Below are 19,956 nucleotides of genomic sequence, written 5' to 3' on the forward strand. Positions count from 1 at the left end.
ATAAGGCTTTAGGTAGGCAGCCTGGGTTTAATAAGCAGGTATTGCTGAAACAGATAATTGATAAAAGTTAATAACAATTGGATACAATGAGGATTGCGTATTACAAACTGAAGTATATGACAGGATTAGTTAATAAAATAGGGTGCCTATGTACTGTGGCATTATTGATCTTTTCATCAGTACAAGCTCAACAAAAAAATTATGCGGGTAAAAAAAACAGCATACCTAATGGCTCCGGGCGATATAAATTATGGTATAATCAACCAGCTAAAAACTGGAATGAGGCCCTTCCTCTTGGAAACGGTTTTATCGGGGGCATGGTGTTTGGCGATGTGAAAAACGAACGTATTCAGCTCAATGAATCAACCATATGGGGAGGAGGTCCCAATAATACAATCGATTCAAATGCAAGGCCATACATTAATCAAGTGAGGCAACTACTCGCAGAGAAAAAGTATGCCGAAGCGCAGGAATTAGCTAACAGTAAACTTGGGCCAAAGGGTAATAGTGGCATGCCATACCAACTGGCAGGTAATTTATACCTCAGCTTTCCTGAAACAGATACCGTTGGCAACTATTATCGCGATCTGGATATCGCGAATGCCACAGCTACAGTAAAGTATACTTTAAACGGAGTTAACTATAAAAGAGAGTTTTTTACGTCGTTCGGCGCAAACGCGTTTATGGTAAGACTTACAGCCAATAAGCCGGGTATGATTAGCTGCAGGCTAAAACTTCAAAGTCCTCTTAAATCTTCAGTCGCCATAAATGACGAAAAAACAATGGTTTTATCCGGCGAGGGCAGTGAGCACGAAGGACAAAAAGGACAAATAGAATTTAATGTGCTCACCAGGGTCAAAAATTCTGGAGGCACAACCGTTGCAGATACTTCGGGCATTACTATCGCAAATGCAGATACAGCCGTGATTTATCTTTCGATGGCCACCAATTTTATCAACTATCATGATGTTTCAGCAAATTCCATGCTTCGGGCAGAAAACATTTTAAACAAAGCCTATCAGCACAGTTTCGATGAATTGTTAACCAAAAACATCAGGTATTATCGTTCGTATTTTGACAGGGTTAAACTCGATCTTGGTATAGATAGCGCTGCGAAAAAGCCCACAGACGTCCGTATCCAAAATTTTTCTAATAATAATGATAAACAATTAGCCGAGTTATATTTTCAATACGGTCGCTACCTGTTAATTTGTTCGTCTCAACCGGGATCGCAGCCAGCCAATTTACAGGGCATCTGGAACGGCGAAGTTAAAGGCCCGTGGGATAGTAAGTATACGGTTAACATAAATACCGAAATGAATTACTGGCCAAGTGAGGTAACCCAGTTAGCAGAATTAAATACTCCGCTTTTTAATATGATCAGCGATTTGTCTGTTACCGGCACACCAACTGCAAAAATAATGTACGGAGCACGTGGATGGGCATTACATCATAATACTGACATTTGGCGCATAACCGGTGTTGTAGACGGCGCTTTCTGGGGGTTGTGGCCAACGTCAAATGCATGGCTTTGCCAACATTTGTGGGAACATTATTTATACTCAGGCGATAAGAAATTCTTAAGGCAATATTACCCAATAATTAAAGGCGCTGCGGAGTACTACATTGATGCCCTTCAAAAAGAGCGTGAACATGGCTGGCTGGTAGTGTCACCCTCAGTTTCGCCCGAACACGAATATATCGATGGAAAGAACCAGGTTTCTGTCACTGCCGGTGCTACTATGGATAATCAGTTAGTTTATGGCTTATTTACTGATGCCATAAGAGCTGCAGCCGAATTAAATATTGACAAGGTATTTGCAGATAGCCTCACCAGCTATCGCAGCCAATTGCCCCCAATGCAAATTGGCAGGTACGGGCAGTTACAGGAGTGGCTGGAGGATCTTGACCGTACAGATGATCATCATCGTCATGTTTCTCATCTATACGGCTTGTTTCCGGGAAATCAGATATCCCCATTTACACAACCGCAACTTTTTGCCGCCGTAAAAAAATCACTTGACTATCGTGGCGATGTCTCCACCGGCTGGTCAATGGCGTGGAAGATCAATCTTTGGGCGCGTTTATTGGATGGCAATCACGCCTACAAGCTTATTAAAGATCAAATAAAGCCCATAAACGGAAGTTCTGGCGGCACTTATCCAAATTTATTTGATGCGCATCCGCCCTTCCAGATCGACGGTAATTTTGGCTGTACTTCCGGGATAGCTGAAATGCTTTTACAAAGCCATGATGGTGCAATTTACCTATTGCCGGCATTGCCTGATGAGTGGAAGGATGGCAGTATATCAGGATTAATGGCAAGAGGTGGTTTTAAAATTGATATAACATGGGCTAACCATAAAATTGTCAAACTGGTGATACATTCCTCGCTTGGTGGAAACTGCCGGCTACGTGTTAATCAACAGATCGGTGGCAAATTGCTAACGGAAGCAAATGGTATAAATAAAAATCACTTTTACCAGGTAATGGATTTAAAAAAGCCGATTGTAAAAAGTGCCGATAAAAATATTATAGCTAAGCTAACAAGATCCTGGATGTACGATTTGCCGACACGCCCCGGCGAAACTGTTATTATTAGCAATTGAAAATCAGGAATTAATAAGCCCAAAAGGCGAAATTAGATTGCGGCAGTTGTAATTTTGAAAAGAATCCAATTAAGGTAACCGTAACCGGTCAAGGTGTGAATTTGATCAGATTATCCGGGTTAGCGATGGTACGCAAGGTCAAACTTTAAATAACGTAAAATAGCAGCCGCAAAGTTGATCGATGCGGCTGCTACTGTTGTTATTTTTTTTCCCCGGCTACTAAGTAAGTATTGATCATTTCTATCTTACCATTACTAAGGTGGCGCAGCTCGGTAACCTTAACATTTCTCAGGTTTGTTTTGCCTGAAAGTTCAGTGTCGTGATAAAATATGCACCATTTATTATTGAATTTAACAATGGAATGATGTGTTGTCCATCCTTGCACAGGTTGCATAAAGTGCCCGGCGTATACAAAAGGCCCAACGGGGCTGGAGCCAATTGCATAGGCAAGAAAGTGCGTGTCCCCGGTAGAATAAGTCAAATAATATTTGCCCATATATTTATGCATCCATGAGCCTTCAAAAAAGCGGCGATCGTGGTCACCACCCAATAACTGATGTCCGGCGCTATCAATAATCAGCGCATTTTGCACTTTTCCGTCAAATTCCGTCATGCTTTTATCCAATTTAGCTACCCTGCAACTTATTGCCGGTCCCTTATCATTATGAAGATCTGTTTTTGAACCGTTAGGTTCATATTTTCCGGTTTGCCACCGCTGTAGCTGGCCACCCCAGATACCTCCAAAATACATATAGGCTTTACCGTCATCATCAACAAATACAGCAGGATCAATACTGTAGCTTCCGGTAATAGGACGTGGATTGGCCTTGAACGGCCCTGCAGGGTTATTGGATGTTGCGCATCCTATTTGAAAAACACCATCCTTGTTTTTTGCCGGAAAATACAGATAGTATTTTCCATTCTTATAGGCAGCATCGGGTGCCCATAACTGTTTGCTAACCCATGGAATGTTTTTCATATCCAGGGCGACACCGTGGTCTGTAACTTTTCCGCCTATCCGGTCAAGCGAAAATATATGGTAATCGCGCATTGCAAAATGGTTGCCGTTATCGTTTTCGGGTACACCTGCATCGATGTCATGAGAGGGATAGATGTAAATTTCCCCTTTAAACACATGAGCAGAGGGGTCTGCTGTATAAATATTTTTAATAAGTGGGGGATTAAGATATTTGACTTTATTGGCGCTTTTCTGCGCAATTAACGGATTGCATAGGAGGGTTGATACAGCGGTCAGCATAATCATCTTTAAAAACGTCTTCTTCATATTTTCGATTTATTTAATTATTTATCTTTAATTATACCTCAAAATTCTCGGGTCGTTTCTTATCCTGAATTTTAGAACAATTTTACGGGGCGTATACTGCATCAGCTGCAGTTAATTTTTTTTGCTGTGGGACGAATATAATCCGGTTGAACATCCTACGTACGCACATTTGTATGTATATATACATCATATGTTCAATATATCGGCGTAACACGGTTACCTGACTTTTTTATGCAGCGATAAAGTTATTATTGGATGAAACTGACAAAGTCCTGATCTTATCGCACAAATTTTGAAGGCATTACAGGCGTTTAGGGATAATAACAATGGGTTATCATATCTGGCTATCGGGTAGTTAATCGATAGGTTTATTCAGATGTTATATGAATATGTACAAATGTTGTGTTTGGGACTGCCGTACCTTTTTATATTTGTTATTGCTTCGTTTGTATTTTTATAAGTGTGTAAAGTTGATTTAAATTTCAGGTGTTTTATAACAGCTTCAATTTATTATTGCGCGGCGTTTATGGTATCCAATATTAAGGAGTTAAAAAGATTCGTTACCAATTTTAAAACCAATTATCATGTTATCGCGATTTGCAAAAATGGCCATGTTTTTCGCTGCAGCTACTTGTGGTTTAATAATCTCATGTAAGCCACATTCTCCGATGAAAATGGCAGACTTGCTGCAACAGCTCAAAAAGCGAAATTATAATCCTCAAAACATCTTTAGCTCCGATGCCCGGCTTGCCGCCTGCGATTCGCTGTTAAAGGTTGATTCGCCAAACTATGATGTTCAATTGTTGTCAAAAAAAGCTTTGTTTGAATTACAGGAAGGTCATGAACAAGAGGCTATTGATATATATTCAAAAATTTCAAAGCTGCCCCGTTATATGAACCCCGTAAATATAATGCCTGATCAGGCTGTCGCCTATATGCGTTTAGGTGAACGTGCCAATTGCATGCTTAGTCACAACGGCTCATCATGCATATTTCCTATTAAGGGAGCAGGCGTACATCAAGCTCAAACAGGATCGCAGCAAGCAATTGAAACACTGGAAAATATCTTGAAAAGTAATGCTCACGATGCCCAGTCCCGATGGCTGTTAAATATAGCTTATATGACATTAGGTCGTTATCCAACGCAAGTTCCTGCCCAGTATTTGATCCCTAATTTAAATGCCGACGACGGGCCGTACAAAGTGAAGCCATTTACAGATGTAGCAGCAAATGTTGGCATTAACCTGAATAGCAGGGCAGGCGGCTCCATAGCCGAGGATTTTGACAGTGACGGTTATATAGATATTATCACCACAGGGATGGATCTTCAGGATCACATGCATTATTTTCATAACAATGGAGACGGTACTTTTAGCGACCGCACCGCTCAAAGTGGCTTGCAAGACGTGGTAGGCGGCCTTAATATTGAACAAACCGATTATAACAACGATGGCCATCCTGATATTTTTATAATGCGGGGAGGCTGGCTTAGGGACGGTTTTGGCAACCAGCCAAGTTCGTTACTAAAAAACAACGGCCATGGTGGGTTTACCGACGTCACCATCGCAGCCGGGCTTAGTTTTATGCATCCTACGCAAACTGCAGTATGGAACGATTTTAATAACGATGGCTGGCTTGATGTTTTTATCGGGATGGAAAGTCATGGTGGGGCCGACCCTAAGAATAACCATCCATCGGCACTTTACATAAATAACCATGACGGTACTTTTAAAGAAATGGCTCAAAAAGCACACTGCCGGATCAACGATTTTGTAAAGGGTGTAACGTCTGCAGATTACAATAACGACGGCTGGCCTGACATTTTTGTTTCTACAATGAGTGGAAGAAAATATTTGCTGAAAAATAAATGTAATGGGGGAAAAGATGTAGATTTTGAAGATGTTACAAAAAAAGCGGGCATTAATATCACACAAAATACATTTACTACCTGGTTCTATGATTACAACAACGATGGATGGCCTGATATTTTGGTTGGCAGTTACAATTTTACCACAACCCTGGGTTATTATGCTGCGTTGGAGGCTTTGGGCACACCTATAACAGATAATGGCAATATTTTTCTTTTTAAAAACAACCGCGATGGTACGTTTACAAATGTAACCCGTGAGGTAGGGCTGAACAAGGTAGTGTTTAGCATGGGAGGTAATTTTGGTGATATTGATAATGATGGCTATCCCGATATTTATTTTGGTACTGGCAATCCGGATTTTGGATCGCTTATACCGAATAAACTTTTCCGGAATATAGGGGGCAAAAAGTTTGCCGATGTAACCAGTTCGTCACGTACCGGCAATTTGCAAAAAGGCCATGGTGTATCGTTTGTCGATTTTAGGAATAACGGCCTGCAGGATATTTTCATCGAAATGGGCGGCGCTTATATAGGTGATGCCTACAAAAGTGCATTATACCTTAATCCCGGCCAAAATAGTAATAATTGGATAGGGTTGAAGCTGATTGGTAAAAAGTCAAACAGGTGTGCTATCGGGTCAAGAATCAAGGTCACTTTTACAGAAAATGGTTTACAAAGAAATGTGTTTAAGGATGTAAATTCCGGCGGAAGCTTTGGCTCATCTCCTCTGCGGCAGGAAATAGGCGTAGGACAGGCCAGTATCATCGACGATATCGAAATCTGGTGGGCAGGCAGTGGCACTGTGCAGCATCTTAAAAAAATAACGCCTAACCAGTTCCTGGAAATAGCAGAAGATGGCAAGGTAACACCACTTAGCTTGAAGGTACTTAAATTTAATACCGGTGAGCCAGCGATGTCGATGAAGATGGCTGATATGTAAAGGCTAAAGATGTGTTTAAGTTAATGATATTGTGCGCTTGAATATAAAAGTGCAAATCAAAATTCTCATGCAGGGTGTAATGGCCGATGATTTAGATTTGCACTGATAAGAACCGATTGTTAAAGCAGCCAATCGAGAATTATCCAAAACAATATTTAATTAAAATTTGACAAGCCTGGTTATTCCTGAATTATTTTTTATTGATACCTGTGTTACCTTATCATTGATGAGGATAAATCTGGAGGATTGGGAAATAAACGAACTGCCATAATAAAATTCTTGTTTGGTATGACTGCCGTTTTTATACGTGACGACAGCGCTTTGATCTGTATCATCTATTTTTAACATAGATACATTAGCATTTAATTGAAAAATCCGGAGCGGCCCTAAGTGCTCGCTTGCCGCCATGAGATAATTATTGTTTGCACCCCTTAATTTTACAAGCGCCTTTCCATCACCAGGTAAATATATTCCGCTGTGTGCAATTGATAAAGGGGCAAACTCACCTTTGCCGTTACCTTTTAGCAACAAACCATTTAAGGCATCATATCTGCCAATTGAAACATCAGTGCCAAAATCATTTCCATTAATCAATAAATCGAGATTGCCATCCGCATCAAAATCATCGGCCACCATCCCATTTAATGCTGAAACCTGCGCTTCAAGAGGTAGAGGAACTATCGTAAATTTACCTTCGTCATCGTTTTTAAAATAGCAAGACCTTAACTCTGTAGCCTTAAGCCGCAGGGCATTTTTCATTTGGTCGGCGCTCAGTAAATCCTGCATGGTAGCCTCCGCATACGAATGATAATTAGTGAATTTTGCACGTAAAGTTATCATTTGCTTAACTGCATCGTCCCTTACATTTGCAGGGTATTCCCGTTTAACGTCATCCTTGCCTGGAAGGAACAATGATGGAAATGCGTCAAACCGGTTTCTTTTGTCGAAGTCACTTGCTGTAATAAAGGCCGGGAATTCAGCGCTGGCCTGATAAAGGGTATTCAGGCCTACATTGCCAACTATGTAATCCATTCTGCCTGTATGCCTGAAATCACCTGCAATTATTGAGGTCCACCATCCGGGTTTGTCGCCAACGCCAGTTTTTGCTGTAACGTTTGCGTATCTTCCGCCTAAGTTTTTCAAGAAAGTTATTGGCATCCATTCTCCTGCCAATATCAGATCTGTTTTACCATCGTTGTCGAAATCACTAAAAATGGCATCGCATATCAACCCTATCTTTTTCAGATCGGGAGCAACTTCATTGGTCACATCAGTGAATCTCACCGTACCGCTTTTTGTGTCGTTTCTTAAAATATAGCTATTTACAGGTTCAGGATATCTCCATGGTTCCACGCGCCCTGAAATAAAAAGATCTAATTTGCCGTCGTTGTTGTAATCAAAAGCCCTTACACATAACTTACTTTTAAAACACACCGGTAACGCATCCTTTGCAAGCGTAAAATGGCCTTTGCCATCATTAATATATAAGCGGTCCTGGTATGCCGGATCATTTGCCGGGGTTTTATAACCACTGCCGGTAATTAATACATCAGGAAATTTATCGCCGTTTGAATCAAAAATGAGAATTCCCCCATCAAGATATGGGTGATCATACTTCTTGCCTTCCAAAAGACCTCGTTGTATGAATGTGCCGTTCTTTTGTTGAAAAAAGATCTGTGCCGGCTCGGTCAAATTTCCACCAACAACGATATCATCTAAGCCATCGCTGTTCATATCGCCGATGGATAGCGCAGGATTGTATTCTGAAAGCTTATGTGGCAAAAGCTTTTGAATATTAAAATCTGTATAATCCGTGTCGCGATGAATGTATTTAACCGCGCTTTTGCCCGTGATATTTGTAAATAGCGGAGTTTTTGCCTTTAAAGGATTTGCCCAGGTATAGGTTTGATGAGCATTATTAACGTTTGCCAACAAAGTTTGATCTGCATCTACATTTAAAAATGTTTGCCTGTATTCGTTCGGCCACTTAACAACTACCGAGTCTATGGTTTTGCATTCGCCTAACCCAAAATGTGCAATAGGTTGAATACTGGTAAGGTAGCCCCTGTAAGGGTTGTTTTCGTAAACCTGATGTAAACCGTGCTGGTAATATACATCAACAAAAGTTCCGATTCCCTCACGGTTCTGATTGGGCCCTTCAAACTTTATGTTGAGGTAATGGTGCACATTTTTTTTATCCTCCCCGGCAGTGTTTTTATAAATTAGCGCTTCATCATTGATATTATTAATGACGAGATCCATTGCGCCGTCATTATTTAGGTCGACATATACGGCACCATTTGAAAAGGAGGGAATACCCAAACCCCAATCCATGCTCACATCCCTAAACTGCAAACCGCCATGATTGCGAAATGCATAATTATGAATTTTGACTGACGGTATCTGGCTAAGAACTTCTTTTTTTGGCGCAACTAAAAATGCATTGGACCTATAAGCGATAAAATCATGATCTGTAACGTCGCGAGGATAACCGTTCGTAACTATAATATCGCGGTAACCGTCATTGTCAAAATCCGTTACCATCGGTGTCCAGCTCCAGTCTGTTTGTGCCACACCACTTAAAAAGCCAATTTCGCTAAAGGCAGGATGCCCCAATTGGTTATTTTCTTCAACAGACGGCCCTTGATTTAGCTGAAGCGTATTTCGAACATATTGATATTGATAACCATAATGGTCAAAGTTTTGAATAGTTGTATAGCTGCTGGGGCCCGACATCATTTTTTTTCGGAAATTATCAGCAGGATTCATATCCAGTTCAACTATATCGGCCAATCCATCGTTGTTTATGTCCTCAATATCCTGACCCATAGCATTGAAAGAGGTATGCTTAAAATACGCTTTCGACTTGTCGGTAAAAGTGCCGTCATGATTGTTGATGTACAATATATTATTCGACAGAAAATCGTTTGTAACATATATGTCTTTCCAGCCGTCGAGGTTAATATCAGCAATAGTTGCCGCATGTCCGTATCCCTCTATTTTGATCCCTGCGGCTAATGATACATCTTTAAACACCGGGTGTTTAAGTTTCGGGTCCCAATCGTTCCGATATAATCGTCCCATGCTTCTGCCGGTGCCGTTGATATTAATAGGCCTGAACTGGTTTGGGAACTCAGCAGGGTTCGGCTCATTAACAGTCAGGTACATATCAAGGTCGCCGTCATTATCATAATCGAAAAAGCTGGCCATCGTAGAAAATAACTGACTATCAAGGCCGTATTCCTTCGCTTCTTCGTTAAATATGGGTACACCGTTTACGTTAACCCCTTGGTTTATATACAATAAATTTTGCCTCTTTCGCGGCTCGTTTGCAAAAGAATTACATACGTATATATCGGGCAAGCCATCGTTATTGATATCAATGACAGCGGCACCGCGACCCCAACGTGCTTTGCCATTTACTCCTGACCTGGCGGTAACATCCTCAAACCTGAAATTACCTTTGTTAAGATATAGCTTATTTGGCACCATGTTGCCCACGAAATAAATATCCGGTAAGCCATCGTTATTGAAATCACCTATGCCAACACCTCCGCCATTATATACGGTAGCATTATCGATAGGATTAATCGAATCGTTTTCTGTTATCAGGTTATTAAACACAATGCCGGAAACAGAAGATGGTATTTGCTCAAATAGCGTATGTTTTTTACAGGAAGAAATTAGTAGGGCTACAGTAAAACCGACAAGGAGGATTTTCATAATTTAACATTAATAAAAGCAGGCGGCTTACGGGCCGCCTGCTTTAAGAATTGGTTTAATAAATTAATAGCCGGGATTTTGGTGCCCTGTAACAAGAGGGTTATTATCCAACTCGGCTTGAGGTATAGGTAATAACTCGTCTCTGTTAGGGTGGAATGAAGCAATCGGCTCTGTAGCGAAATATCCTTTTTTGCGCCACCTTAAAATGTCGATGTTACGCACTTCTTCATCGCCTAATTCCACCATTTTTTCGTGCATGATGGCCTTAACCACGTCGCTTTTGGAAGCGACCGGAAATTGAGTTGTTGGATAAGGGGGCATGGCAACATCTGGCCTTGCACGTACCATATTAAGGTATGCTACGGCTCCGGCTATGTCGCCCGTTTCATTAGCACACTCAGCAAGGTTAAGTAAAACTTCTGAATAGCGTAGAATACGTTGGTTGTTACCGCCGGGGTGGAAGCCTGCAGTACTTGCACTTTCCTGGTATATGATCATAAATTTACGCCAGCTAATCTTTTTGGTAACGCCGTTCAACACCGAAGAATTACCGTTTTGATCGGCATCAGTTAAAGTGCTTTGGTCATTGTTATATACGTCGCCGGTCTGATAAACGCTATATGAAAAACGAGGATCTGTTTTTGCCGCACCTGTAGCTTTGTTTTCAAATTCATTCAGGTATTTGTTTGAAGGAATAAGGTTTCTCCATGCAACAGGGCAGTATTCCTGATTTCTAACTGTTGACTGCTCTTCAGTTGCGCTTTCGCCTCCCCAGTTGTAACCATTAGTTCCTTTATCCACAAATACAACTTCAAAAATTGATTCATTGTTAAATTCGGTGGCTAACTCAAAATTATCAAGATAACGGGCGGTTAATGAATAGCCATCGGCTCCGCTGGTAGGTATCTTAAGTAGCGCGGCCTTAGCATCAGCATAATTACCTTGTTGCATTAACACCCTGCCCAGCATTGCATTGGCGGCAGATGCCGTGGCCCGTCCCTTGTCGGTAGCTGATTTTCCGGGCAGTACTGCTGCGGCATCTTTAAGATCCTGAATTATCTGCGTATAAACGGCGGCAACATCGGCGCGTGGTTTAAAGTCGGTAGGACTTTTGGGAACTGATGTTACCAGCGGCACACCGCCCCACATGCTAACCAGGTCGAAATAAGCCCAGGCACGTAAAAATTTCGCCTCGCCCACTGATTTTTTCGCATCGGCTACGTCATCTGTAACATTTGGTGCATTATCTGTTACAACATTTGCACGAAAAATTACCGTGTACCAGCCATTCCATACAGAATTCATCACAGAGTTTGTAGGATCGTCAGTATTGTTGAGCAGTTGGAGCCTTGGAGCTTCTAATTGTCCGCCGCCTGGCGCTACCTCGTCGCTCCTTGTATCATGCAGGTAATACCACTCCCGGGATACGAGGTTGTTTTGATGCATAACCGCATAGATGGCGTTAACGCCCGACTTTAATTGCGCTGCCGTTTTATAATAGTTATCTGTAGTAAGGTTGTTGGGATCAGATGTATTTAGCGCTGTTTTTTTACAGGACAATACAATCACCGTTATCGTTAGTAAGATAATGGTTGACAATAAATAAATTTTTTTATGTTTCATAATATATCAATTTAATGATTGTTAAAATGTTGCCTGTAAACCTACCTGGAACACCCTTGGCGAAGGATATTGACCATAGTCTATACCGTTTGTAAGCGTTCCGTTTTTAGAGCCGACCTCAGGATCAAGCCCGGTGTACTTTGTAATAGTGAACAGGTTTGTTGATGATAAATAGATCCTCACTTTGCTTACTAAATTGTTACTGGCCGTTTTAAGCCACGGCATTGGCAAATTGTAACCTAACTGGAGGTTTTTCAGACGAAGGTATGAGCCGCTTTCGACCCAGCGGGATGATGGCCTTACATTCGAGTTCGGGTCTCCTGAAATAGCCCTCGGAATATCGGTATTGGTATTGGTGGGAGTCCAGGCGTTTAACACCTTAACATCTGAATTAAATAACCTCGACATACCTTGAGCGATGATTTTTTCGGCGTTGAATATTTTATTGCCATATACCCCCTGGAAAAACAAAGCAAGATCGAAGTTCTTGAAACTGGCAGAATAATTTAAAGAATAGGTGAATTTAGGGAGGTAACTGCCCAGGTTAACCCTGTCATTAGCATCAATTACATGATCATTATTAACGTCCTTAAATTTCAGATCGCCTGGTGCTGCACCTGTTTGAGTAGCATGGCCGCTTACATCGGATGCATTTTGGAATATGCCTTCCACCACATAGCCGTAGAAATACTGAATAGATTGACCAACCGAGGTGTTGGTAAGTGGCCCGCCACCACCAAAATCTGCATCGCCTCCTGCAGTTATTGTGCCGTTTGCAGCTCCTGTTAATGAGGTAACTTTATTTCTGGCTAAACCAAACACGGCTGATACATCATATTTAAAATCGCCGGTTGTTTTATGGTAACCTGCGGTCAACTCAATACCAGTATTTTGCATGGAGCCAACATTGGCCAAGGGGGCGCCAACACCTTCGCTGGGTGGTATCGGTACAGTTAAGATCAGGTCATCAGTTTTTCTTTTATAAACCTCGGCCGATAGCGTAAATGCATTTTGGAATAAGCCCAGGTCAAAACCTATGTTTGTTGATTTTGTTATTTCCCAATGAAGGAAATAGTTACTTAAGGCGCTATAAAAAGATCCGTTACCTGAGTTATTACCCGTTGCCAGGTTGCCAAACGGGTATGTTGTGCCACCCGCAGAAACATTGGAAACGTAAGGGTAATTTCCCAATACGGTTCCGTTTATCCCGGTAACGCCGTAACCGCCCCGTATTTTTAATTCGCTTACCGATTTAACGCCTTTCATAAAACTCTCCTGGTCAACTTTCCAGCCCACTGAAACTGCAGGGAAGTTTTCATATTTGTGACCGGGAGCCCAAACCGACAATCCATCGCGGCGTATTGAGCCGGAAATTAAATATTTCCCCTCAAAATCATATCCAACCCGGCCTACTAATGAATGCAGAACATTTGTACCATAAGTGTAATTGGTAGTTGTATTTGTAGCATTGTTTAGTGTGCGTATAATGTTGTTATTTTGATTACCAAAAGAGTTTTGACTGTCGCTGCGGTTGGTTTGCACTTCGTAAACTGCCAAAGCCGAAACATGATGTTTGCTGGCGAAGGTGTGATCGAAAGTTAATTGTTGTGTGTACAGTGTAGTTGTGCCCGCGCTGGTATTTTCGGTTATCGACGCAAGCGGGTTGCTTGATGTACCGCCATCGTTATATATTGGGGTATATTGCTCTTGCCTGTTTGTTCCGTAATCAATGCCGTAAGTAGAATTGAATTTTAGCCAAGGGGTAAACTTTACCGTTAAATAAGCGTTTCCGCGGATTCCGATACCATAATTACGGTTTTCGTTAATTAGTGCCTGTTCTATCGGATTTACCGGGTCGGCGCCGTCAAAACTGCTTTGAGGACCAAAAAAACCGCCGGCATTGTTTGGATTGTAAATAGGTAAGTACGGCTGCATCCTTATTACATTGGTAATGGGCGTTCTATTGCCTGGAGGAATCCCAAAGCGCTGGCGGGTTACCGAAGCATTGAATGTTTCGCCGATTGTAATAAACTTGTTCAGATTATGATCAGAATTCATTCGGAAGCTTTTACGGCTGAAATTAGTTCCAACGGTAATACCATCCTGATCAAAGTAACTGGCAGATGTAAATATGCGTGAATTCTCATTCCCGCCACTTAATGAAACAGCATGTTGCTGCACAACTCCTTTTTTGAAATAAGCATCCTGCCAGTCTGTATTGGTTTGGGCGAAGGTTTGTGAAGAACCCGCATAAATAGGCTGATTAAAGTTTGCCTGTTCTAAACGCGGCGGTATGCCAATACCTGCGGCTCCGTTCAAAGCCCTTTCATATTGTAAATATTGGCTTGTATTGAGAAGGTCATACTTTTTAGTAACTTCCTGAAATCCCGCATAGGAATCGAAGCTTAACACAACTTTACCACTGGAACCCTTCTTGGTTGTGATGATGATAACGCCGTTGGTTGCTCGTGAACCGTAAATCGCCGCGGCGCTCGCGTCCTTGAGTACATCAACTGATTGTATATCTCTTGGATCAAGACTGCCGATAGAACCGGGAAAACCATCAATAATATATAATGGATCAGATCCGTAACCTACAGAACTTACACCCCGTATCTGTACAATTGGCGCGGTACCCGGCGAACCATTGTTGGTAACCGTTAAACCTGCCACCCGGCCTTGTAAGGCCTGATCAACACCGCCAACAGGTAAAGCTGATATTGTTTTGCCGCTCACGGACGAAACCGCGCCCGTTACGTTGGCACGCTTTTGTGTTCCATAACCTACAACAACTACTTCGTTTAATGATTTAGAATCACTTCTTAACGATACATTAATCACCGATTTGCCTGAAACAGAAACTTCTTTTGACGCGTAGCCTACAAAACTGAAAACGAGTACCGCCTGGTCGTTAGGTACTTCAATGCGGAACGCGCCATTGTTGTCGGTTCCAACCACCGTTGTGGTGCCTTTTAAGGTAACAGTTACACCTGGTAATGCTGAACCGTTTTCATCGGTTACTTTACCCGTTATGACCTTGCTTATGGCTGATTTGATTACATCAGGGTCTGCATGCCGCAAATGAGCCGGGTCATTAGCCGCAAACGTGGAATTTATAATAGTAATGCATATAAATACTATTATAACCGTCATTCTCATGAAAGTGCTTAGTAAATATTTTTTTTTCATATTGTGGTTTATTAATTGAAAACATTGGTTGAGAAATTGGTAAGGTTCAGCACTTATATTAAACAGGTCTTTGCATTGGGTAATGGTTAGGTGATAGATGAATTAACTCATCTGGAATAATAAACCATACGGTTTGAAGAAGACTTCATTTGTTTTAATAAAGAGCGGTTTACTTAATTGGTTGCTTAACCGGTAGCTTGTATCAGGTTCGGATTTATTAGTTATAGAATCCGTAATATTGATACCGATGTAGTTTACTACGGGCCACGATCTGTGACCGGCGAAACAAGTTCTCTTGATTTATTCTTTCATAATATGTTTCATAAAAGGGTTGCAATCGATTGTAGAGCCGGGCCGGTTTGTACTTTCCTGAATACGACTAAACCATAGTATACAGGTCGAATCAAGCCTTAATAAAACTTAAATCGAAATCTTGACAGAACTTGCCGGTCGGCTTTATTGGTTATAATTTAGCAGCTACCTGACTTAGAATTGTAGCAGCTTTGCAAGCGTAAAATTACTTTTGAAGCAGATTCAGGTAACCAATTTTTTACCATAAAAACACAACATTTGTCAACTTACACCATATTCATGATCAACCGCCGTCGCCGCAGAGGTAAAAACGTGGCTGATTAAGAGGAATAAGAGTTCTTATTATACATGCTTGTTAAAATGTTGTGGAAATGCTTCAACATTGTTTTGTTCTTGCAGCTATCTACGAGTATTATCAGGGAACCCGGTTGTGCTTGTACTGATGACCGGAAGCGCGATTGCCATGGAGTGGGAAAACAAGCACATCCCGGCAATAATTAACGGCCGGTATGGCGAACAGACCGCGGGTGCAGACATAGCCCTTAAGAAATGGAACGAGCAGGAGGGAAGTTAATACTGCGCACCGGACGGTATAAGGTTGGTTGGCCAAAATTCAAAATATAGTGCCCTTCAGGGAAAAATTTTTATACCATAAACGAGTGCGGTTTTACATCTTGAAAGCAGATTGTCGTGTTCCAGCCATCCGTCAAGGGTAGTGCGTGATTGGCCCTGTTATTGTTACCATCTCGAGACACTATGTTTATTGACTATACCGTTGTTGCAGATCAGAAATAACATCAAATTCATCAGCCACTTTTGTTATCAAACTTTCAAATACTTTAAAGTATTGGGCATATACCTGGTGGTTTTCGGCGTTGGGTAAATAGGTTTGGTGCATGGTCACCGTTTTTGAGGCTTCTTCTAAAGAAGGATAAATGCCCATCTCGGTCGCGCTTAACAGGAATGCACCCTTGCCTATACTGTCGCCATGGCTAAGCGTGCTTACCGGCTTGTTAAATATATCTGCAATGATTTGCGTGCAAAATGGTATAGAAGCAAAACTACCATTGATAGACAGACCTTCGATATGACGGTGCTTTTCCAGTGTGCGGCCAATGCTGTACATCTCGTATAAAATCCCCTCTATGGTGGCCCTGATAAAGTGTTTGCGTTCGTGCCTGATATTTATGCCAAAATAACATCCCCTTGAATTTGGGTTCCAAATAGGGGCCCGTTCACCATGCAAAAATGGAAGGAAAATTAAGCCCCCCGAACCAACTTCTACGCTTGCAGCTTCCTCTATCAGCATTTCCATTGATTGGTCAACATCAAAAGCTTTTCGAAAATCGCCAAATTGTTTGGTAAACCAATTGAATATTACCCCGCCGTTACTTGTTGGCCCGCCGGTAATGATATGCTTCTCTGTAAGCAGGTAGTTGAAAATTTGCTGTTGGGGGTCTTCTATTATTTTATCGCCTATTATCCGGAATGCGCCGCTATCTTCAATGGTGATCGTAGCCATACCGTTTTCCCATACACCAGCACCCAGGGTGGCCAGACAGCCATCGCTGGATCCTATCAGGATTTTAACCGTCGGTAACAATTTTAAAACCCTTTGATATTCTTTTTTTAGCACTACGCCCGAATAGAAAACAGGATGCAGATCGGGTAGCTCCTCCGGTGTGATCCCGGCAAACTCCAGTGCAGCCTGGTCCCAGGCCAAATTATGGATATTCATTAGCCCGGTTGCAGAGGCAATACTGTAATCTATCACACATGCACCAGTCAGCTGTTGAATGATATAGGTTTTTATGGGCATAAATTTCCTGGCCAGTCTGAATTTCTCAGGTTCGTGGTTTTTCATCCAGGCAATTTTTATCAACGACGACATCGGGTGGATAGGTGTTCCGGTGGCTTTATAAATCTCCTCGCCCAGGCTGCTTTGTTTAAGTTCAGCCGCCTCTTTTTTGCCCCTGTTATCTGCCCAGGTTATGGCGTTGCCCAATGGGATGCCATCTTTATCCACCGCCAGCAAACTGTGCATAGACGAGCCAAAACAAATACAGGTCACGATATACTTTTTAGGATATATCTCATCAATGAGCAGGTTTTTCAAAATATAGAGCATGGTAATAAACATCTGCTCCGGATCCTGCTCGCTATGGTCTGGCTGCTCATGAAAGGTAGGGTAATGCCCCTTTGACGAACTGATTAAATTGCCGGAAAGATCAAAGGCGAAAACCTGTACAGCGGCGGTGCCCATTTCTATAATGATGATACAATTCATGATGTATGTTGATGATCTGGTGTTTTATTTTTCCTGAACTCGCTTGGGGTGTACCCCGTAAGTTTTTTAAAGGTTGTAGAGAAATGCTGCGACGAATAGAACCCGGTGTTCAGCGCTATGTCGGTAACATTTTCCTGGTTTTTTTTAAGCAGTTTGGTTGCTTCGCTTATCCTGATGTTGATTAAATAATTCAAAGGTGAAAAGCCGGAATAGTTTTTTACCTTTTCGGTAAAGGCGGTAGTACCCATGCCAATCAGTGCAGCCATTTCTTCTACCGTCCATTGATGGGCAAGGTTTTGCCGCAATGTTTGCTCCAGCTTTAAGAATGTTTGAGGGAAGTCTCTCCTGGAATTGTTTTGCCTGATCAGTTGTCGGCTGATCAACACAAAAAGTTCATCAAGCAACTGGTTTACACGCGTGTAAAAGCCTACTTCCTCGTTTTGTAATTCCAACTGTAGGTTTTGCATTAATGTGTGCGCTTCTTTCAGTTTTAAAACAAGCTGTTGCTTATTTACCATCAAAATTTGGTTAATAGATAATTTTTCCTTTTTGGTGAGCCCGCTCCATTTGCCAGGCAAAAGCTTTCCGCAATCTTCGGTAGAAATTTTTATCCAAAATAAAGTACCTATATTTAATATTCCGCTTTCCCCGCCAATGCGTTGCCCGGGCAATACTATTGCAAAATCACCAGGGTATAAAGTATGGTCTTGTGAATCAATTATCCAGGTAAATTTCCCTTCTAAAATATAGTACAGGCAAATGCAGTCCGTAACGTTACTGTTAAAGGAGTTAAGTTGGATAGTGCTGTTTTTTTTGTGGGCAAACTCCAGAATATGCGGAAAATGCACAAGTTCTTTCGATGCCCCCTGCTGAAGTATCAATTGATTCATCCAGGATAATAATTGGTATACGTTGCTGCCATCTCTGTACTGCCACGGGTATCCGGGAACCCAAATGATACCCATAAAAAGCAAGTTTACATAATATAAAATGAAGATTTGTATAAAAACCATCACTGTTTTTTAATGGTATTTTCCCGGTTTAATATTATCATACTTTGTATATATTATAAACAGTTCCAATAAAAACCAAAGCCACTAATTAGTCGGGCCCCCACCCTGTAGCAGTGTGTGTAGTAAAATGTATGATGATAAAATGGTGTCTTCTTTCCCGTACTGCAGGTATTGCATTGCTGCAATGCTGCTTATTTTTTTGTAATGCTTTTGCCCAGCAAATTTCCAGGGATGAGTTGATATTCCTGACTCCGGAGTGGAAAGGCGAACGCTTTGCCGATGGCCGTCCCAGGGTATCGGATGCAATTTTGGCCCGGATGAAGCAGGTAAGTATTGAAGAAGCCTGGGCGGTTTTGAAAAATGTCGGTTATGGCTATCAGCTAACCGAGAACTGGTTGGTAATAAACCCGGATAGCGTTTTGGTAGGCCGCGCTGTAACCGCAATTTTTATGCCTGCACGCCCCGATGTATGGAAAGCGATCGACGACAGAGGAAAAAAAGAGGGCAGAAAAGGACAAAATACCTGGCCCGTAGACCTGCTGGTAAAAGGCGATGTGTACGTGGCAGATCAGTTTGGCGCCCACAAAAACGGACCTACCATTGGTGATAACGTGGGTAATGCTATCTACGCAAAAACCGGTAACGGTATAGTTTATAATGGTGCAGTAAGGGATCTGCGCGGATTAAAAGAGATTGGCGGCTTTACATCCTTTGTAGAAAGCTACGACCCATCGTACCATAATCCCCCGGGCGATCTGAATACCATGATTGTCGGCATTAATCAGCCTACAAGGATAAAGCAGGTCACTGTTATGCCGGGGGATGTGGTACTGGGAGAGAATGGAGTAGTTATGTTCATTCCGCCGCACCTGGCCGAGAAAGTGGTAATTACCTCTGAAGTGGTGAGGTTAAGGGATATGTTTGGTCACCTGCGTTTAAAAGAAGGCAAATACACTGCCGGGCAAATAGACGCCCGCTGGAGCGCCGATATCGAAAAAGATTTTTCAGCGTGGCTGAATGAGCACATCAATGAATTGCCGGTACCCAAAGCGCAAATACAGAACATCCTTAAAAACCGGACCTGGTAAATTAATCTATCACTAAA

10 protein-coding genes are annotated in these 19,956 nt (G+C 41.9%); 4 read left to right on the top strand and 6 right to left on the bottom strand.

Features of this window, described 5'->3' with window-relative positions:
* Positions 1-116 precede the first annotated feature (116 nt).
* The gene (locus M2273_RS19770; protein ID WP_429399490.1) at positions 117-2,609 is read left to right on the top strand and encodes a glycosyl hydrolase family 95 catalytic domain-containing protein; all 2,493 of its coding nucleotides are present in this window, start codon (positions 117-119) and stop codon (positions 2,607-2,609) included.
* Between the two features lie 199 nt (positions 2,610-2,808).
* On the opposite strand, the gene M2273_RS19775 is transcribed toward M2273_RS19770, so the two are convergent.
* The gene (locus M2273_RS19775; RefSeq protein ID WP_429399491.1) at positions 2,809-3,894 is read right to left on the bottom strand and encodes a glycoside hydrolase family 43 protein; all 1,086 of its coding nucleotides are present in this window, start codon (positions 3,892-3,894) and stop codon (positions 2,809-2,811) included.
* Between the two features lie 584 nt (positions 3,895-4,478).
* On the opposite strand from M2273_RS19775, the gene M2273_RS19780 reads away from it, so the two are divergent.
* The gene (locus tag M2273_RS19780) at positions 4,479-6,704 is read left to right on the top strand and encodes an FG-GAP-like repeat-containing protein (RefSeq protein WP_429399492.1); all 2,226 of its coding nucleotides are present in this window, start codon (positions 4,479-4,481) and stop codon (positions 6,702-6,704) included.
* Positions 6,705-6,863: 159 nt separating this feature from the next.
* Here the strand turns inward: M2273_RS19780 and M2273_RS19785 are convergent, their stop codons facing one another.
* The 3 genes from M2273_RS19785 to M2273_RS19795 form a co-directional block, all read right to left on the bottom strand.
* A complete protein-coding gene (locus M2273_RS19785) occupies positions 6,864-10,427 on the bottom strand; it encodes a VCBS repeat-containing protein (protein ID WP_429399493.1) in 3,564 nt (1,187 codons plus the stop codon).
* A gap of 63 nt (positions 10,428-10,490) precedes the next feature.
* Positions 10,491-12,050, bottom strand: a complete 1,560-nt coding sequence (locus M2273_RS19790; RefSeq protein WP_429399494.1) for a RagB/SusD family nutrient uptake outer membrane protein — start codon at positions 12,048-12,050, stop codon at positions 10,491-10,493.
* A gap of 21 nt (positions 12,051-12,071) precedes the next feature.
* The gene (locus M2273_RS19795) at positions 12,072-15,239 is read right to left on the bottom strand and encodes a SusC/RagA family TonB-linked outer membrane protein (RefSeq protein ID WP_429399495.1); all 3,168 of its coding nucleotides are present in this window, start codon (positions 15,237-15,239) and stop codon (positions 12,072-12,074) included.
* Between the two features lie 754 nt (positions 15,240-15,993).
* On the opposite strand from M2273_RS19795, the gene M2273_RS19800 reads away from it, so the two are divergent.
* Positions 15,994-16,125, top strand: coding sequence for a hypothetical protein (locus tag M2273_RS19800; RefSeq protein ID WP_429399496.1), 132 nt, complete (start codon positions 15,994-15,996; stop codon positions 16,123-16,125).
* 186 nt (positions 16,126-16,311) lie between these two features.
* Here the strand turns inward: M2273_RS19800 and M2273_RS19805 are convergent, their stop codons facing one another.
* Positions 16,312-17,838: a gluconokinase gene (locus M2273_RS19805; RefSeq protein ID WP_429399497.1), complete on the bottom strand. Its 1,527-nt coding sequence runs from the start codon at positions 17,836-17,838 to the stop codon at positions 16,312-16,314.
* The gene (locus M2273_RS19810) at positions 17,835-18,803 is read right to left on the bottom strand and encodes a helix-turn-helix domain-containing protein (RefSeq protein ID WP_429399498.1); all 969 of its coding nucleotides are present in this window, start codon (positions 18,801-18,803) and stop codon (positions 17,835-17,837) included. The genes M2273_RS19805 and M2273_RS19810 overlap by 4 nt, the downstream gene beginning before the upstream one ends.
* Positions 18,804-18,982: 179 nt before the next feature.
* On the opposite strand from M2273_RS19810, the gene M2273_RS19815 reads away from it, so the two are divergent.
* Positions 18,983-19,939 carry an RraA family protein gene (locus M2273_RS19815; RefSeq protein ID WP_429399499.1) on the top strand — a complete coding sequence of 319 codons (957 nt, stop codon included), beginning with the start codon at positions 18,983-18,985 and terminating at the stop codon, positions 19,937-19,939.
* Positions 19,940-19,956 lie beyond the last annotated feature (17 nt).

This window comes from Mucilaginibacter lappiensis, from assembly GCF_050433765.1.
Lineage (GTDB): Bacteria > Bacteroidota > Bacteroidia > Sphingobacteriales > Sphingobacteriaceae > Mucilaginibacter > Mucilaginibacter lappiensis_A.

Bases quoted from the DNA above. Each gene is read 5' to 3' on its own strand.
- M2273_RS19770 (WP_429399490.1), top strand. From the start codon at position 117: ATGACAGGATTAGTTAATAAAATAGGGTGCCTATGTACTGTGGCATTA.
- M2273_RS19775 (WP_429399491.1), bottom strand. From the start codon at position 3,894: ATGAAGAAGACGTTTTTAAAGATGATTATGCTGACCGCTGTATCAACC.
- M2273_RS19780 (WP_429399492.1), top strand. From the start codon at position 4,479: ATGTTATCGCGATTTGCAAAAATGGCCATGTTTTTCGCTGCAGCTACT.
- M2273_RS19785 (WP_429399493.1), bottom strand. From the start codon at position 10,427: ATGAAAATCCTCCTTGTCGGTTTTACTGTAGCCCTACTAATTTCTTCC.
- M2273_RS19790 (WP_429399494.1), bottom strand. From the start codon at position 12,050: ATGAAACATAAAAAAATTTATTTATTGTCAACCATTATCTTACTAACG.
- M2273_RS19795 (WP_429399495.1), bottom strand. From the start codon at position 15,239: ATGAAAAAAAAATATTTACTAAGCACTTTCATGAGAATGACGGTTATA.
- M2273_RS19800 (WP_429399496.1), top strand. From the start codon at position 15,994: ATGACCGGAAGCGCGATTGCCATGGAGTGGGAAAACAAGCACATCCCG.
- M2273_RS19805 (WP_429399497.1), bottom strand. From the start codon at position 17,838: ATGAATTGTATCATCATTATAGAAATGGGCACCGCCGCTGTACAGGTT.
- M2273_RS19810 (WP_429399498.1), bottom strand. From the start codon at position 18,803: ATGGGTATCATTTGGGTTCCCGGATACCCGTGGCAGTACAGAGATGGC.
- M2273_RS19815 (WP_429399499.1), top strand. From the start codon at position 18,983: ATGATGATAAAATGGTGTCTTCTTTCCCGTACTGCAGGTATTGCATTG.